Consider the following 15,676-nt stretch of genomic DNA (forward strand, 5'->3'; position numbering starts at 1 on the left):
GTTTATTGCGCGGATGGAACCGGCATCGGCTTGACGGTCGAGGTGCCAGCATCCGGTTCGACACCGAACCACTTCTTGTGAATGGCGGCGAGAGTGCCGTCTTCCTTCATTTTGGAAATCTCGTCATTGACCTTCGGCAGGATTTCAAGGTCCTTCTTGGCCATCATGGCAAAGCGTTCACCCGTCGGAATGCGGACGAGAACCTTCAGGGCTGGCATTTTCTGGATCGCGTACTGGAAACCGGCCAGTTCACCAGCGCCACCCACAATTCGGCCAGTCTGCACGTCGAGCAGCAGATCCTGTTGAGCCGCATAGCTTTTGACATCAGCGATGCCAAGCTTTTCGGCATTTTCCTTTGCCCAGCTCTCACCGGTGGTGCCAGCGACAACGCCGATCACCTTGCCCTTGAGGTCTTCCAATGTCTTGACCGAGGAATCAGCCTTGCCAACGATTGTGCCGTCGCTGTCATAATAGGGCTGCGTGAAGGACTGCGTCTTCAGGCGTTCGTTCGTGACCGAAATCGACGAAATGGCAAAATCGACGCGACCTGAACTGGTCGCGGCAAACAGTGCCTGAAAGCCGAGAGGCTGGAATTCAACATCCATGCCGAGGCGCTTTGCGGCTTCGGTAGCAACATCGACTTCAAAGCCCTCGAAGACGCCCTTCTCGTTCTTGAATTCCCATGGAGGGTTGGCGGCATAGGAGCCGACGACAATCTTGCCGTCCGCGAATGCGGACGAAACCATCAACGACAGAGCTGCAGCTGTCAGGATAACGACTTTCTTAAACATGGTTCCTCTCTGGACTTCTTGTCTCTGATTATGATCGATAGTTATCTGTGCCTGTCACCTGCATCAGGCAGCTTGTTTGGGTACGATGCGTTCCAGCGCAGTAAAGAGGTGGTCGACCGCATCGGCTGACGTAACCCAACCAGGCGAAAGCCGCATCGTGCTGCCCCGCGCATCGCAATAGATCTTCTGCTCGCGCAGCGCCGATATCACCGCCGCCGGAACAACATCGGCTGGCAGAGTCAGCATTACGCTGCCGCCGCGCCGAGCGTCATCGGTCGGCGAGACGAGCTTCCAACCGAGATTCTGTGCACGTGCGATGATGGCATGGGCGCTGGCAAGATTGTTCGCCCGGATGTTATCGACACCCTGTTCCATCGCCCATTGAATACCGGGCAGAGACGCGACGGAAGCCAGGATCGCTGGTGTACCGTGATCCAGGCGTCGCGCATCGTCCGCATAGGAAAACCCGTCGAGATCCCAGGAAAACGGGTTCTCCTGGCTGAACCAACCGCGAAGCTCTGGCCGCAGATCAGCCAGCAATGACGGCCTGACCTGTACGATCCCTGCACCCGAAGCGCCGCATAGCCATTTCAACGAGGTGGAAACGACGAAATCCGGCTCAACTGTCTTGACCGAGAATGGCAGAACGCCGACGCCTTGTGTGATATCGACACCGACCAGTGTCCCCATCGCCCGACCATGAACACAAAGAGCTTCAACATCCGCCTTATGTGATGTGGTCGACGAAACGAATGTCAGCAATGCCACACCCACATCATCCTGCCAGCGTGCGATGAAATCCTCGTCGCGCACCCAAGCCTCGCCGGGACGCATAGGCACCGTGTCCAGTGTAAAACCAAAGCGCTGCGCGATACCGGCCAGCATAAAATGCAGGCTGGGGAAACAATCGGCGGCAACAAGCAGCCGCTTACCACGCAATCGCTCTTCCGGCAGTCCGCCGATGATACTGTAAAGCGCCGTCGTCACATTCTCGGCCGTGGTCAGCGAGCCTTCCGGCGCATCGATCACACCGCGCCAAGCATCAATGAAAGTCCGACGGGCCGCAAGCGCGGCAGGCCATTGGCCATCATCCTCCGCAGACCAAACGGCGGAGAAAGCGGACAGAGCTTCCCCCATCTTTTCCGCCTTGCCGGGGAAAGTGCCGATCGAATGATAGAGGAAATAGTCAGACATTTCAGACCTCAAATATTTTGATCAAAAGATCACAGTATTCGGGCGACGTCAATGCGGTGACCTGTGCGGATCGCACAATTGTATTCTGCGCTCCATCGAAAATCTATTAAATTATTGATTTATATGCGATTACGGAAATCTCTGGGCGCCAAATCGCACGCTACGATGCAAAAGCTGGGCGTTATTCCACGATCAGCGTTCGAAAAAGATCCTGTGTATCCCGTATATCCGACACCATTGCCTCACGAGCACGGCCTGCATCACGCGATTTCATCGCCGCGACAATACGACGGTGATTCCGTGTATAAGCCTTGTCGCCTTCTGCCTTCATGCGCGGCTGCACATAGGCCGACAACATACGCATATACGGACCATACCGCAACCATAGCGTGTCTATCAGCTGCATGAGGACTTCAGAATGGGATGCCTTGTAGATAAGATAATGAAATTCGCGATTGCGATCGAGCATTGCGTAAACCTGCTCCTCGCCAGCACAAGCTTCATGCAGAACGATATTGGCTTCCAGCGCTTCGATTTCCTCAGCAGTAATTGCTTGCGCTGCCAATTCAGTTGCAAGACCTTCCACCGTAGCTCGCGCCTGACAGAGGTCGTCAAGCCTGGCGACGCTGACCGGCGGGACCCGCGCCGAACCATTGCGTGCCACTTCAAGAGCCTTCTCCGCCGCAAGCCGCCGCAATGCTTCGCGCACGGGCATATGGCTTGTATCGAATGTCTGCGACAGCGACGCAATGGTCAGCACCTGACCCGGATCGAAACGACCGATCAATAGCGCCTCACGCAACTGCAGGTAGACGGCGTCCTGTACGGTCACTCGGCCGGAAACGGGACCAAATCCTTCGTCGAGTGACAACAACCAGACTCCTTTGTTGGATTGCGAAAAATACTATGCCGAACTTTTACATGCCGCAGAGGCGAAAACAAGCCGATATATCATTTGATCAAACGCTCAAAACTCGATAAGAAGTCTGCACAACGGCCCGGAATCCCAACCCGGATCAAGATAGACCAGCACAGGAATGACCAGATGGCACGTTTTGCGCGGCGGATTACGCAAACCTCTCCCAAGAGTTTCGGCATGTTCCAGAAGGCTGCCGCGCTGGCTTCCTCCGGCGTTGACCTCATTCATCTTGAACTCGGTCGCCCCTTCCATGACACGCCTGCGCACATCAAAGACGCCGCAATCAAGGCTTTGCGCGACGGTCACGTGCATTACAGCGACATGCGCGGTGAAAAAGAGCTGCGCAACGCCCTGCAGAAGAAGCTCGCGGAATATAACAAGATCGACGTGACCAACGATGAAATTCTCATGGTCAACGGCCTCACCCAGGCATCTTTCGTTGCTTTCATGGCTCTTCTCGACGAGGGCGACGAGGCAATCCTGCTGGAACCATATTATCCCCAGCACATTAACAAAATCGAGATGACCGGTGCTCGCGTGGTGCTGGCACCGCTCGACCCCAAAACGAATTTCGGCATCAGCCGGGAGCTGATCGAGCCGTTGATTACAGCGCGCACGCGGATGATCGTGCTGGTTAACCCCTCGAACCCGACGGGCCGTGTCTATAGCCGCGCCGAACTGGAAATCCTGGCCGATCTGGCCATTAAACATGATCTCGTCATCGTGTCGGACGAGGTCTACGAACAGATCCTGTTTGATGGTTCTGAACACATCTCCATCGCAGCACTTCCGGGCATGAAAGAGCGCACCATCTCAATGTTCGCCTTCACCAAGGCCTATGCGATGGACGGCTGGCGGCTGGGCTATGTCGTCGCCGACGCATCCTTTATGCCAGCCTTCCTTAAGCTAACGGCCAATGAGATTACCCACGTCAACACCTTTATTCAGTATGGCGCTCTGGCTGCCATCACAGGTCCGGCTGCTATTCTTGACGACATGGTCGCCGATGACCGCCGCAAGCGCGACCTCGTTGTTAGCCGCCTCAACCAGATGCCGGGTGTGACCTGTGAAAGCCCGGAAGGCACCATCTACGCCTTTCCAGACATCAGCGGAACGGGCCTCACCTCCCAACAGGCCGCCGACATGATCCTTGAAGAGGCGGGCGTTGTAGTGGAAGCCGGTGGCTTTTACGGCAAATCAGGCGACAGTCACTTGCGGGTGTGCTTCGGCTCGGAAAGCTACGAACGGCTAGAACAGGCAATGGACCGGCTTAGCGCATTCTTCAACGGGCTCTGACGGGGCTTTGGTAGCGACGCATTGCGTTTCAATTCGCTTTCCGGTGCTACGATCAAACAGGTGCCAGGCATCTGGCGCGATATCAAGCCTGACAGGCTCGCCGTCCCGGCGGATGTCCTCGGCAGACAGGATGACAGCCAGTTCATGCGCGCCGAGCGCGCAATAGGCCACACGTGCGTTTCCCAGTTCCTCGATAAAATCAACTGTTGCAGGTGTACCGTGGAATTCTTCGCTTGCAAGACTGATTTTTTCTGGCCGCACGCCGATGGTGAGTGGCATCCCTTGCGGTAAGGCGGGGGTAAAGAGCAAGGGCTCACAGCCTTCCTCGTCGAGCGTCACGCGACCTTGCGGTCCGACGGTAGCGGGCAACAAGTTCATTGCCGGAGCGCCGAGAAATCCAGCGACAAAGGCTGATGCAGGCTTTTTATAAATTTCGCCTGGAGCTCCGATTTGCTCAACCCGACCGCCATTCATCACGATCAGTATATCGGCGAGTGTCATCGCTTCAACCTGATCATGAGTGACGAAAATCGATGTGGCTTTCAGCCGCTTGTGCAAGCGCTTGATCTCAATACGCATCTGCACGCGCAATAATGCATCAAGATTGCTCAAGGGTTCATCGAACAGGAAAACATCCGGTTCGCGCACAATGGCACGACCCATGGCAACACGCTGGCGCTGGCCGCCGGACAATTGCGCCGGACGTCGGTCCAGATAGTCGGTCAGATTGAGAATAGCGGCTGTTTCCCCCACCCGTCGTTCGATTTCGCCTTTTGGTACTTTGGCGATGCGAAGTGGATAACCAATATTCTGACGCACAGTCATATGCGGATAGAGCGCATAGTTTTGAAACACCATAGCGCAACCGCGATCCGCCGGGTCAATCTCGTTCATGACGGTGCCACCGATACGTATAGAACCTGACGAGATATCCTCAAGCCCCGCTATCGTGCGAAGCAACGTTGATTTTCCGCATCCCGATGGACCGACAATCACCGCGAACTGACCATGTGGGACCTGCATTTCAATGCCATGCAGTACTGGTTTACCGTCATAGGTCTTGCGCAAATCCGAAATAACAATATCAGTCATGATAGGTCTCCATGCATGAGGCGGCGGCGCAGTAATGCGGCAGTCGCAGCGCTTAAGCCATTCTTCGCCAGATAATCTGCAGCAGAGCCGTAGTGCTGATCGATATAAGTGATCGTGTCAGCCATGGTATGTGGATCTGCAGCCAGAAGCGGGCGGAAGCTCTCCAGATCTGTTCCGTGTAGTGCAGCGTGCGCGAGAATATCATCGATCATTGGCGCGATCATCGGGCCGGTCAGCGCATAGTCTTCCACGATAATATCTGCATTCACCCCTGCCAATGCCAGCAGCAATGCTGCTATGATACCTGTGCGATCTTTACCGGCCGTGCAGTGGAAAAGCACAATACCCTCCGGCGCTTCGGCAATCATGGTCAGTACGCGAACAATTTCGACCGGACGGTGGTTCAGAGCCTTGATGTAAAGATCGTAAAGGACATCCCCCTTTTCGCCAGGCTCGGGTATGAGTGCTTCGAACAATGAAACATTGTGATAGGTGACCGCCGGATGCGCATGAAACGGGTCAGGTTGTGATTCCAATTCCCGATCATGGCGCAGGTCAATCACCGTCGTCACACCTTCATCGACCAACAACGCCATGCCCTCAGCGTCGAGCCGATGCAGGCCATCAGCTCGCAACACTCGACGCCATTGGGTTTCGCCATCCAGACCGGTGTAGCCGCCGAGATCGCGAATATTGAAGGTGCCCACAACCGGGATATGGCGGGTATGTTTCATGTGCATCAACGAATTCCTGATTTCATAAAAGATTGGACGACCTGCCGTTGCAGAACGATATAGATAAGCAGAATGGGAAGGCTGGCCATGGTGGAGGCCGCCATGAGTGGACCCCATTGATTGCCTTCGCTTGTCATGAACATTTGTATGCCAATCTGCACCACGCTGTTTTCAGCTTTGCGTGATAGAAGCAGCGGCCAGAAATATTCGTTCCAGGTCGAAATAAAGATCAAAATCGCCAGTGAGGCGATGGTGCCACGCAGATTTGGCGCGACGACTTCCCAAAGAATGCGCCAGCTTCGCGCGCCATCCACACGCGCTGCCTCGAACACTTCCTTGGGAAAACCGCGCATGGATTGGGTGAGCAGAAGAATCGCCAGTGCAGAGGCAAAATGCGGCAAGATCAACGCGACCACGCTGTTGAGAAGCCCCATTCGCGCAACCAGGAGATAGTTCGGAATCATCACGACTTGAAACGGCACAAGCCAGGTCAGCGCGATGATCGTGTAAACAAATTTGTCGAAACGAAACCGGAAGCGTGCAAATGCGTAGGCGGCGAGCAAGCCGGTAATGAGCTGGATCACAGTGACGACAGCAGAGACGAGAAGCGTATTGCCAAGCATGCGCATGATCGGAATGGTGTTGAGCGCATAGGCATAGTTATCCAGTGACACAGCGCTCGGCCACAGGCTCGCCTCGAAGAGCGCATTGGCCGGGCGCAACGATGTAACGACCATCCAGTAAACGGGAAAAAGGCAGGTCAGCGACAGGAGAACCATCGTTGCATGGCCGAAGCCTGTTTGCACAAACGATTGGGCCTTGTTCCTGCGGCGTAAGCGCGCCCTTCCCGTCGCCTTAGTCTGTAAGACTGCATCAATTGTCATGGAACGAATACCTGTCGATGAGACGGAAAAGGACAAAAGCAACAACGCTGAAGCCCAGGAACAGAATGACCGCGGCAGCAGAACTCCAGCCAACCGACATCGACGAGAACCCGAAATCCCACAGCAGATAATAGATATTGGAGGTCGCACCCAAGGGACCACCACCTGTGAGAACATTGATGTAGGTAAAGCTCCATTGCGCACCGAGCAGGATGGTCATCATGACCAGAAACAATACAGACGACCGCAAAAGCGGCAGACGCACGTCACGGATTATTTCCCACTGGTTTGCACCGTCCATTCGCGCAGCCTCAATCAATGACGGATTGATATTCGCGTTAGCCGCAGAGAGGATCAAAGTGGAAAAACCGATCAGTTTCCATCCTGTGATGCCGATCACCGTCCAGATCGCGAGCGATGGATCAGTCAAAAATTTGACCGGCCCCAAGCCCAGTATTTGCAGAACCGTGTTGACGAGGCCATAGCCGGGATCGAGTAGCCATCGCCACAAGGCAGCGGCTACAACAGGGGCGATAATCATCGGAACAAAGATGATAGCGCGATAGACGGTACGCGCCCGGGCCGGCAAATCATGAGTGTAGATGGCGAGCGCCAGCGGTATCAGTACAGAAAGCGGTAGCAATCCCAGCACATAAATGCCGGTGTTGCTCAGTGCCTGCCAGAATTTCGGCAGGGAAAAAATGCGCAGATAGTTGTCCCATCCGACAAAGACCTGCGGCGCGGTTGGCAACATATTCCAGCGATAGAAGGAAAGCCGGAATGCGTCCACCAGAGGCCAATAGACCCAGATGGTGAGCGTGAGCAGCGCCGGTATCAGGTAGAGCCAAGGAGCAAGCGGGGAGCGGGAAGCTTTTCGCAGTCCTACCGTGCGGACGGGAGTTGAGGAAGAAAGCAGCGCCATTGTCGGCCTTTCAAAAAGGCGGCCCGCCTTGAAACGACGGGCCGACGAGAATTAAGGCATAAGAGCCTGCGCGTTCGTCTGAGCATCCACTAGCGTTTGCTGTACATCGCCGGTTCCAAAGATCGATGCTTCAACGCCGTCCATCATGGTATTGATGATTTGTACATAGTTCGGGCCAGGCATAGGATCCCATGGCTCCAGGCGCGAAAGCTGGTCGAGATTAGGCGCCACAAGAGGATGGGCCTTGACCCACTCCCCCAGATATTGTGGGTCGTTGACAATATCAGGCCGAAGCGGCAGGTAACCAATCTCCGAGGTCACGATGGTGTAGCCGTGTTTGGAAGTGAGAAACTTCGTCAGCTCCCAGGCGGCGCGCTGCTTGAGCGGATCATCGGTATGAATGGTGAGCGCACTACCCGAATTGTTGGGCCTGGTCGGCTTGTCGCCGAATTGCGGCATGGGAGCGGCTCGAAGCTCGAACTTATCCTTGGCCCCAGCGATAAGCGCGCCTTGAATGGCGCTTGTCATAAGATACATGCCAACCTTGCCAGCGGCCATGTTCTCCAGCTGGCTGTTAAAATCCAGATTCTCGTAGACGCCCACGTCATGCAGATCGCGCAGCATTTTCACCGCTTCAACGGCTTCCGGTTCGGCAAATTTCAGCGTCTTTCGGTCTCGGGAGATTACCTCGCCACCGTTTGAGCGCACTACACCCTGCAGCAACCAGTCATAGTTGGCCGGCCCGGTGATGCCCGCAGCGAAACCCATATTGCCAGCGTTCTTGATGGCGAGCGCATCCTGCTTCAGCTCATCCCAATTGCGCGGTGGCTTTTCCGGATCGAGACCAGCCTTACGGAACAGATCGGCATTGTAGAACAAGACAGGCGTCGAGAATGTATATGGGACGCCGTAAGACTTGCCCTCGATAACGGCAAGTTTCAGCCCATTCGGGCTCATACCCTCGAAATGGCTGGCCAATTCCTGCGCGGGAACAATATGTTCCAACGCCTTCGCGCCATAATTCTCCCGTGCATAGTCGAGCGACATGAAGCCGGTCTGGGCAAGATCGACCGGCAGGCCGGCAGCCAGATCGGCCTGAATGCGGCTTGTATCGGCAGCGGAATATGGCACGCCCTGCACCGTGACGTTCGGGTTCGCCGCCATGAATTCAGCGATCATTTTTTTGGTCGCTTCCGCACCATTACCGGCGGAAGCGAGATTGTAATTATAGAATGTGATCGTAACAGGCTTGTCCACTTGCGCCGACATCGTCTCCGCAATCGCGGGCCAGGTCAGCCCCACCGCAAGCGCGCCGAAAACTATCTTCTTAAGCATGGTCATAGCTTCTTTCGCGTTGGAAATCATTCGGCAGCTAGTGCGTCGGCTTCGTAGCGGCGGATCACTTCTGCCATCCCGGCAAAGGTGAAGCTATGCAACTCCCGCCGTGTGGATGGCTGTGGTGCGAAAGTAATGCTGAGTCCTGAAGAACGAAGCGTGCCGATAGCAAAGGAAGAGCCTTCCAGCATGCGAAGTCCTTCATGCAGCCACAAAACGTCAGTGGCGGCATGCTGGCCGACGCCTACGACGACCGGAATGCCATACCAGTTGCTCACGCGATCGTAATGAATATGTCCTGACAAAATGCCGATAACGTTATGCCCTTCAACAGCCTGACGCAGCGCCTCGGTATCAGCATAGCTGAGCGCTTCCCATTCCATGTCAGTATCGTCAGTATCAAGCGCTGGCGCGTGATGCATGACCAAAAGCTTGGGCAGGTCTGCGTGGCGATCAAGTTCTGCCTTGAGCCAGTCGAGTTGGCCGTCTTCGAAGAAGCCGCCGATCTTCCCAGGCACACTTGTGTCAAGCACGATGACGTGAACGCCCTCCAGAACCTTCGCGTGATCATAAGGTGCATTAATATTGTCGACCCGTCCGAGCATGGTTGGATAGAAGCCATCACGACGGTCGTGATTGCCAAGGGCGTAGACGACCGGCATGTCGAGTTCGGCTTCCGCCATGAGGCGCTTCAATTGTTCATAGCTGCCAGCGTCGCCGCGATTGGTCAGGTCCCCGCTGACGACCATGAAACGAGGCTGCGGCTTGAGCGTTTTGATTTCAGCCAGAATGCGCGCCAGCGTCGTCGTCGTGTCGGAATAAAGATGATCGTCTTCAACAGCCGGGTTACCGATATGAAGATCGGTGAGATGGATAAAGGTTACGGGCTCTGACATGGATGGCTCCTGAATCGATTGTGTCGACAGTGGTTTGCGGGTTCATTGCGAATTGTGGCGCTGCCAAATTTTTGGACTTGCGCCCAGTCATCGACATCGATAGCGTTGGCACATGACAAATGAATGAAGGTTCATTCAGTTTATGGATATGAGTCTCGACAAACGCAAACGGATCATTGCCGCGGCATCACGATTGATCGTCCGCGATGGCCTGCAATGTTCCATGGCGGCTATTGCTATTGAAGCTCGCGTCGCAACCGGGTCGCTCTACAACTATTTCGCCTCCAAGGATGAGTTGGTTCGCGAGATTTATGCAGATATTGCCCAGGTTATGTATGAGAAGCTCGCGCCAGAGACGGCGGCTGACCTCCCGCACGAGAAGCGCGTCCGCCAATATCTGGAACGCTATGTCGATTTTATTTGGGAAGATGCAGAGCGGGCGGCTTTGTTCGACTATCTAAACAATAATCCGGTCCTGACGCTGAAACAAACTGCTGATTTGTTTCGGGAATTCCTCGCATATACCGATGCGCTCATTCTCGCCGCACAGGAGGCCGGTGCGGTTCGTTCAGGATCGCCAAAGCTTCTTGCAAGTTTTGCGCGCGGTGCAATCCGTCATACACTGAAACGAAGAAGACCCAATCCTGCCCCCCTCGAGTTGAGCGAAAGGCAGTTGATTATCGATATGTGCTGGAGCGCTTTGGCGGGCAGAAAATAGCCTTAAGCATTAAAGATGTGGCTGGTAGATGCTGTCACATTGTTTGAATTAAGACGCGATTGACGCTGTTCCGGCCCTCAGGCGAGTTGACGGGCTACAGCAATCAATTCAGCGATAGCCTTGCGCGATGGATCCAAACCCTTGCCGTGTCTTTTCGCGTTTTCGAAACGGCAGATGAGAATTCTCGACAGGTAGTTAAGCCTCTTGTGAGACTTGTGCTCGACATGTGGTATGATCTGGCGCTTTGAGTGCCGTGCTTCATCAATAGGCTGATTAACAGGCGTTCGGTAGCCTTAGTGTTTCGGCGGTTCTGCATCATTTCATCCAGGACCTATGCGTCCTGATCAACATTGGCATGCGGTCAATGTCCTTGCGGATAACCCGCGTGGGCGACACACTCGACGTCACGTCCGGACCCCAGGGGTAACTGTGTGGGCGGTTCATTTTACGCTAGAAGAATCGAGAACGGTCTTCTGTTGATATGATACACTGCCGCAAACTCGTATCCCCTTCCCAGCATGAAGCAGAGCGGCTGTCGACTGCTTGCACCTGATTGCAGCCAGACACCAAGTCACTTCAAAAGGGACTTTTCGATCCATAATGCATCGCATCAATTCTGCTCGCGCTCTAACCTCTAATACTGACTTCGGGTCGATTTCATAGCGGCGTCGATGGCGGAGATTTACGCTGTACTAACTGTTAGAGGTGATCGGAACGAAGAGCACCCAATCGACACTGGATCATATAAGATGAACATCAAACATGACCGGGAGCCACCACCCGTCAATGCGATGGCGATCTGCGTTTACTCCGTGAACACGACCATGACGCCGGGTTTGACGATTTTCGCGAGTTCTTCCGCATCCCAGTTTGTAAGACGCACACAGCCATGGCTCGATGTTTTGCCGATGCGTGAAGGGTCAGGGATGCCATGAATACCGTAAGTGGGTTTGGAAAGCGCAATCCATACCGTACCGACGGGACCGTTTGGACCAGGCGGAATGGTCAGAACACCTTCATTGGCTCCCTGTTTGAAGTTTATCCTGGGATTGTATGTATAATTGGGATTGATCGCTATACGTTTGACCTGAACCGTGCCTGAAGGGGAAGGAGTGTCAGAAGAGCCGATTGTGGACGGGTAGGCTACCTTCAGCTTTCCATCTGCGCCATAGCCCCGAACCTGTTTGCGACCTTTATCTGCTATGATATGGGCAATCGGCGTGCGTTTGGCTTTGCCGAGATTGGGAACTTTGATGATCGAGTCAGGTTGATTGAAGTTAACCCCTGGGTTGATCTCTTTAAGGAACCCTTCATCGATTTGAAACCGCTCGCCAAGCATTTCTGTGACTGAGGTATAAGCCATTGCTGGCAATTGGGCTTTCAAAGCGTAGTCAGCGGGGATTTCTGCAACAAACTGCCTGCCAACGTCTTCATTGGTGATGAGGTAATCCTTGAAAGCTGGTCCGCCGGTATTTTCCAGTTCAGCCTGAACAGCGGTCGGATCGGCTGGATTGATAAATCTGCCCGTGATTTCGCCAAAAGCCGCAGCAGCCTTGTCGACATTGCTGCCTGAACGCCCATCGATAGCCCCAGGCGACGCGCCAGCCCTGTCCAACATGATCTGATAGGCTGCAATCTGTTCTTTGGAACCAACGCCCCTTGGCATTTCTATCGCGGGTGCCATGTCGTCGGCAGTTGGCACATAGGTCGAAGAAATTTCCTGACGAGCCGGTTGTGTGCGGTTGATGCTGCCGGTGGCCATCTGGTCCAGTTCGGCTTCGATAGGTGCGGCGGACCCCACTGACGCGGACAGCCGGATATCTTTTACCCGCAAAAGCAGTCCATTGATCGGTAGCTCAATGGTTGAAAACGGCAAGGAATGGCGTCGGTGCTGTTCGAAAGATTGTCGCACTATCCCATATTCAAAAAATTGCGTCGCTGCGTTGCCCGAACCGACTAGCACGCCGGAAATTACAACAATACTCAATGTGAATTTGGATAAAACTGCGAATTGCGACATACCGTAAGCCTGATTGGAACCCGATAAGTATTCGCCGGATTATGGTTAAATATTCGTTGCGGACGTCTTCTTAGACAAGAAATTGGATTGAGCACAAACCAAGAACTCTCGCTCGGCCTTGCTGCGATCATGCTGGGACTTACGCCGTTACCCCATCTTATTGGCATGTCAGCGATGCGAAACTAGCGCTTCTGTCCGAGATCACGCGGACCGATATGCTGTTTGTAACAAACAGAGAATTTTGAGGAGAGAGAAATGAACCTGATCCGCTCGTACAGCAATTGGTGCTGTTAGCTCTCAAGTAGTGCCATTCACTCAGCCGGCATGCGTTTCAGTCATCGGTTGGAAATCTTTGCGACCTTTGGATGAAGCGTTGAAAAAGATGTCGGCATGCCAACTAGCTTGATGTGCATTCAGATTTCTTCGTTTTGAGCAAAGGTAAAAGCATCTGAGCAACAGAGAACTCGCCCGCCCTCGCCTTCTGCGTTAGAGCGCGCAAATAGCCTCCAGCAGAACTGATTTCACTTATGCGCTGGAGAATGCCTGCGATAGTTGCCGACACGCTTTCGATACCTATGACCTGACAAGCTTCATGATAGGCTGATTGGCTGATACCGAGAAAAGTAGAAACGACCCTCGAGGCTTCGATTAGATCGCGCCATGAAACGATTTTGTTTGGTGCGTAATCAGCGATGTCCGGGCATGCTCTAAGAACTGTATCGATAGAAAGCGGGGGGGGTTGTTTGGTGTCGCTGGGCTTGATCGTGGTCTCTGATGAGAGTGCAAGGGGCTCCTTCAAAATCGTCGTTTTTATATTTTGAGTTTCAAAAAGGGATTCAGACTGGGATTCAATAAGATGCCGCTCAGAATGAGCGTGATTGGCGCTCATATCTTGAGTATTATCATTATGGATCAAAGTGTTATCTATTTCTGCACGTAATTCAGTTAAGTTTTCGAGAATGGTCGTTAGTTCTGGTGCGGAAGCACGACGCGGAATAGCGTCTACGATCGCACGAAAGAGCCTATGCGCTGTCGTCCAGAAGTCAGATAACGGCATTTCAGCAAGCGCGGCATCGATCATCTGAGCAAGGTCCCTGCGTTGCAATGTAATCTGTTCGCGCGTGCGTTTAAGTAGCACCGCGTCGGCCTGAACCTGTTTGGCTGCTTGGGCGATATCATCTGAGCGTTCGAGAAGTGGAGCGAATGAAAAGCCGAAGGCTTCTTCTACCTGCCCTGCTTCGTCTTTATAAGCATAGCGTTTGCCATTAGGGCTATCGCGGCGCGCAATGAGCCCACTTTCGATGAGCACTGCGATATGGCGGCGCAGAGTGGATTCGGGCATTCCATGCGCGCGCAATGAGAGCTGTCGATTGGATGGGAAAACAACAAGACCGTTCTTGGCACTGATTTCGTTATCGGGAAGAAACGATAATAGCGAACTCATCACGGCCAGGCAGCGGTCGTTGATCCCGAACACTGACTTGGCGATGCAAAGCTCTTTATAGATCGCCCAACGGTTGACCGACTTTCCATCCGATTGTGTTGATGATGAAAGCTTGAATTGGCCAAGCGTCATCTTTCGCCCACGAAATGTGGACGTTATTGACTCCAGAATTTGCATTTCCTCTTACCTTTTTTCAGGCAAAAGAAATCCACCCGCCATAAAGACGCTTATGACTCTTGACACTGATTCATGGAAATGCGATTCTCTGAGTGCTTAAATCTGAGGAAGGCTTCCATGCGGCAACGTGTTGGGGGCCTTTTTCTTTTGCGGTTCGTTCTCCTGGTTTACGTATCCGTATGTTGTGGCTCTGAAGCCGGAGCTTCATCAGCTATTTGGATGTCTCGCTGGCCTTATACTCTGCATAGAGTTCTTCAAGACGCGACTGGATAAAGTTGGCAAATTGCGGAGCCGCTTTGTCATTGAAGGTGAACTGTACATTCTTACCAGCTCGTTTGATTGTTACGGGTTGAATACCCTCACCAAGAACAGGTGAGTGACCGGCATCCCGTTGAGGCTTATCTTTGGATGTCGATGCTTTGAGCTTATCGAATACGAATTGAAATCGATCATCTGAAGACAAGGTGGCAAAGTCGACGCTTTGGATGGCGTCATTTGCAATGGCTTCGCTGACAACTGTCAAAAGGCCAACAAACTCTTCCCAGCGTGTGCGCCCGATGGACGGTGCACGGCCAATCTTGCGGACGATTTCTTCGGGTATAGACTTGATGATCGTAATCATCTTCGACAGGACGGCTTTATCAATGCCTGTCGACTGATAAAGCGTCTCACGAGAATAGCCCTGCCCTTCCAAAGTGTAGGCAAAAAATGCCTTTTCGATGAAAGAGAGGTTGGATCGTGTGTTGTTTTCCTGCCCCTGGTGAATGACCAGCTCTTCATCCGTGAGCTGCTTGACGACTGCTCTGACCTTGATGCCAAGAGCTTTGATGGCAGCGACACGTCTGTGGCCATAGGCTATTTGAAATCGATCAGAATTGTCTGGATGAGGACGCACGAGAATTGGCACAAGCTGTCCGCTCTCGCGGATTTGCTCGATGAGCTTTGTCTGGTCTTCGTCGTCAAATCCCAGTCGGTCAGAGACGAATGAACTGTCGATCAGATTGGGATCAAGCTCGATAATCGTCTGACCATTGGAAAGCTGACGCTCGATTTCATCAGCGCGAGCAGAGCGTTCATTGATCTTTTCGAGAGATTGCGAAATCGCGCCGAGCGCTGCCGGGCGATTTGCACGGTCTCGTTCCATACCGGCAAGCGGCCGCGCCTGTTCGACGGACGAGCTTGCAGAATGGTTCTCTGCTTTTTGCGAGGGCTCTGATTGATCGGAAAAGTCGAAAATGTTCTTTCGTGCCATGA

At 53.5% G+C, this 15,676-nt stretch carries 14 protein-coding genes; 2 read left to right on the top strand and 12 right to left on the bottom strand.

Going from position 1 to position 15,676, the window contains the following annotated elements; genetic code table 11:
• Positions 1-2: 2 nt before the first annotated feature.
• From FGI60_RS06040 to FGI60_RS06050, 3 genes are all read right to left on the bottom strand, one after another.
• Entirely contained in the window at positions 3-791 is a 789-nt protein-coding gene (locus FGI60_RS06040) for an ABC transporter substrate-binding protein (protein WP_138784369.1), read from the bottom strand.
• A gap of 63 nt (positions 792-854) precedes the next feature.
• A complete protein-coding gene (locus tag FGI60_RS06045; protein WP_138784370.1) occupies positions 855-1,985 on the bottom strand; it encodes an aminotransferase class V-fold PLP-dependent enzyme in 1,131 nt (376 codons plus the stop codon).
• A 181-nt stretch (positions 1,986-2,166) separates the two neighbouring features.
• Positions 2,167-2,856 (bottom strand): GntR family transcriptional regulator, encoded by a 690-nt coding sequence (locus FGI60_RS06050; RefSeq protein WP_138784371.1) that lies wholly within the window; start codon positions 2,854-2,856, stop codon positions 2,167-2,169.
• Positions 2,857-3,030: 174 nt separating this feature from the next.
• Between FGI60_RS06050 and FGI60_RS06055 the strand changes: the two genes are divergently transcribed.
• Positions 3,031-4,200 carry a pyridoxal phosphate-dependent aminotransferase gene (locus FGI60_RS06055; protein WP_138784372.1) on the top strand — a complete coding sequence of 390 codons (1,170 nt, stop codon included), beginning with the start codon at positions 3,031-3,033 and terminating at the stop codon, positions 4,198-4,200.
• Here the strand turns inward: FGI60_RS06055 and ugpC are convergent.
• The 6 genes from ugpC to FGI60_RS06085 are packed head-to-tail and all read right to left on the bottom strand — an operon-like array spanning position 4,153 to position 10,063.
• Positions 4,153-5,292 (bottom strand): sn-glycerol-3-phosphate ABC transporter ATP-binding protein UgpC, encoded by a 1,140-nt coding sequence (gene ugpC, locus FGI60_RS06060; RefSeq protein ID WP_138784373.1) that lies wholly within the window; start codon positions 5,290-5,292, stop codon positions 4,153-4,155. The two genes, FGI60_RS06055 and ugpC, sit on opposite strands and share 48 nt — an antisense overlap.
• On the bottom strand, positions 5,289-6,032 hold the full coding sequence (locus tag FGI60_RS06065; RefSeq protein ID WP_138784374.1) for a tyrosine-protein phosphatase: 744 nt from the start codon (positions 6,030-6,032) through the stop codon (positions 5,289-5,291). Before FGI60_RS06065 ends, ugpC begins: the two co-directional genes overlap by 4 nt.
• Positions 6,032-6,910 (bottom strand): carbohydrate ABC transporter permease, encoded by an 879-nt coding sequence (locus FGI60_RS06070; RefSeq protein WP_171058708.1) that lies wholly within the window; start codon positions 6,908-6,910, stop codon positions 6,032-6,034. Before FGI60_RS06070 ends, FGI60_RS06065 begins: the two co-directional genes overlap by 1 nt.
• On the bottom strand, positions 6,900-7,832 hold the full coding sequence (locus FGI60_RS06075) for a carbohydrate ABC transporter permease (RefSeq protein WP_138784375.1): 933 nt from the start codon (positions 7,830-7,832) through the stop codon (positions 6,900-6,902). The genes FGI60_RS06070 and FGI60_RS06075 overlap by 11 nt, the downstream gene beginning before the upstream one ends.
• A 51-nt stretch (positions 7,833-7,883) precedes the next feature.
• Positions 7,884-9,167 carry an ABC transporter substrate-binding protein gene (locus FGI60_RS06080; RefSeq protein ID WP_171058709.1) on the bottom strand — a complete coding sequence of 428 codons (1,284 nt, stop codon included), beginning with the start codon at positions 9,165-9,167 and terminating at the stop codon, positions 7,884-7,886.
• Between the two features lie 26 nt (positions 9,168-9,193).
• Entirely contained in the window at positions 9,194-10,063 is an 870-nt protein-coding gene (locus tag FGI60_RS06085) for a metallophosphoesterase (RefSeq protein WP_138784377.1), read from the bottom strand.
• A gap of 148 nt (positions 10,064-10,211) precedes the next feature.
• On the opposite strand from FGI60_RS06085, the gene FGI60_RS06090 reads away from it, so the two are divergent.
• A complete protein-coding gene (locus FGI60_RS06090; RefSeq protein WP_268898794.1) occupies positions 10,212-10,781 on the top strand; it encodes a TetR/AcrR family transcriptional regulator in 570 nt (189 codons plus the stop codon).
• 805 nt (positions 10,782-11,586) lie between these two features.
• Here the strand turns inward: FGI60_RS06090 and FGI60_RS06095 are convergent.
• The 3 genes from FGI60_RS06095 to repB all read right to left on the bottom strand — a co-directional run bounded on the left by FGI60_RS06095 (position 11,587) and on the right by repB (position 15,674).
• Entirely contained in the window at positions 11,587-12,801 is a 1,215-nt protein-coding gene (locus FGI60_RS06095) for a L,D-transpeptidase (RefSeq protein WP_235889747.1), read from the bottom strand.
• A gap of 397 nt (positions 12,802-13,198) precedes the next feature.
• Entirely contained in the window at positions 13,199-14,422 is a 1,224-nt protein-coding gene (gene repC / locus FGI60_RS06100; RefSeq protein ID WP_138784379.1) for a plasmid replication protein RepC, read from the bottom strand.
• A gap of 211 nt (positions 14,423-14,633) precedes the next feature.
• On the bottom strand, positions 14,634-15,674 hold the full coding sequence (repB, locus tag FGI60_RS06105) for a plasmid partitioning protein RepB (RefSeq protein ID WP_138784380.1): 1,041 nt from the start codon (positions 15,672-15,674) through the stop codon (positions 14,634-14,636).
• Between the last annotated feature and the right edge of the window lie 2 nt (positions 15,675-15,676).

Origin of the sequence: Brucella haematophila (assembly GCF_005938105.1) — a bacterium.
GTDB lineage: Bacteria > Pseudomonadota > Alphaproteobacteria > Rhizobiales > Rhizobiaceae > Brucella > Brucella haematophila.

Excerpts from the sequence above, each read along its gene's own strand:
- FGI60_RS06040 (WP_138784369.1), bottom strand. The coding sequence starts at position 791 with ATGTTTAAGAAAGTCGTTATCCTGACAGCTGCAGCTCTGTCGTTGATG.
- FGI60_RS06045 (WP_138784370.1), bottom strand. The coding sequence starts at position 1,985 with ATGTCTGACTATTTCCTCTATCATTCGATCGGCACTTTCCCCGGCAAG.
- FGI60_RS06055 (WP_138784372.1), top strand. The coding sequence starts at position 3,031 with ATGGCACGTTTTGCGCGGCGGATTACGCAAACCTCTCCCAAGAGTTTC.
- ugpC (WP_138784373.1), bottom strand. The coding sequence starts at position 5,292 with ATGACTGATATTGTTATTTCGGATTTGCGCAAGACCTATGACGGTAAA.
- FGI60_RS06065 (WP_138784374.1), bottom strand. The coding sequence starts at position 6,032 with ATGCACATGAAACATACCCGCCATATCCCGGTTGTGGGCACCTTCAAT.
- FGI60_RS06070 (WP_171058708.1), bottom strand. The coding sequence starts at position 6,910 with ATGACAATTGATGCAGTCTTACAGACTAAGGCGACGGGAAGGGCGCGC.
- FGI60_RS06075 (WP_138784375.1), bottom strand. The coding sequence starts at position 7,832 with ATGGCGCTGCTTTCTTCCTCAACTCCCGTCCGCACGGTAGGACTGCGA.
- FGI60_RS06080 (WP_171058709.1), bottom strand. The coding sequence starts at position 9,167 with ATGCTTAAGAAGATAGTTTTCGGCGCGCTTGCGGTGGGGCTGACCTGG.
- FGI60_RS06085 (WP_138784377.1), bottom strand. The coding sequence starts at position 10,063 with ATGTCAGAGCCCGTAACCTTTATCCATCTCACCGATCTTCATATCGGT.
- FGI60_RS06090 (WP_268898794.1), top strand. The coding sequence starts at position 10,212 with ATGAGTCTCGACAAACGCAAACGGATCATTGCCGCGGCATCACGATTG.
- FGI60_RS06095 (WP_235889747.1), bottom strand. The coding sequence starts at position 12,801 with ATGTCGCAATTCGCAGTTTTATCCAAATTCACATTGAGTATTGTTGTA.
- repC (WP_138784379.1), bottom strand. The coding sequence starts at position 14,422 with ATGCAAATTCTGGAGTCAATAACGTCCACATTTCGTGGGCGAAAGATG.
- repB (WP_138784380.1), bottom strand. The coding sequence starts at position 15,674 with ATGGCACGAAAGAACATTTTCGACTTTTCCGATCAATCAGAGCCCTCG.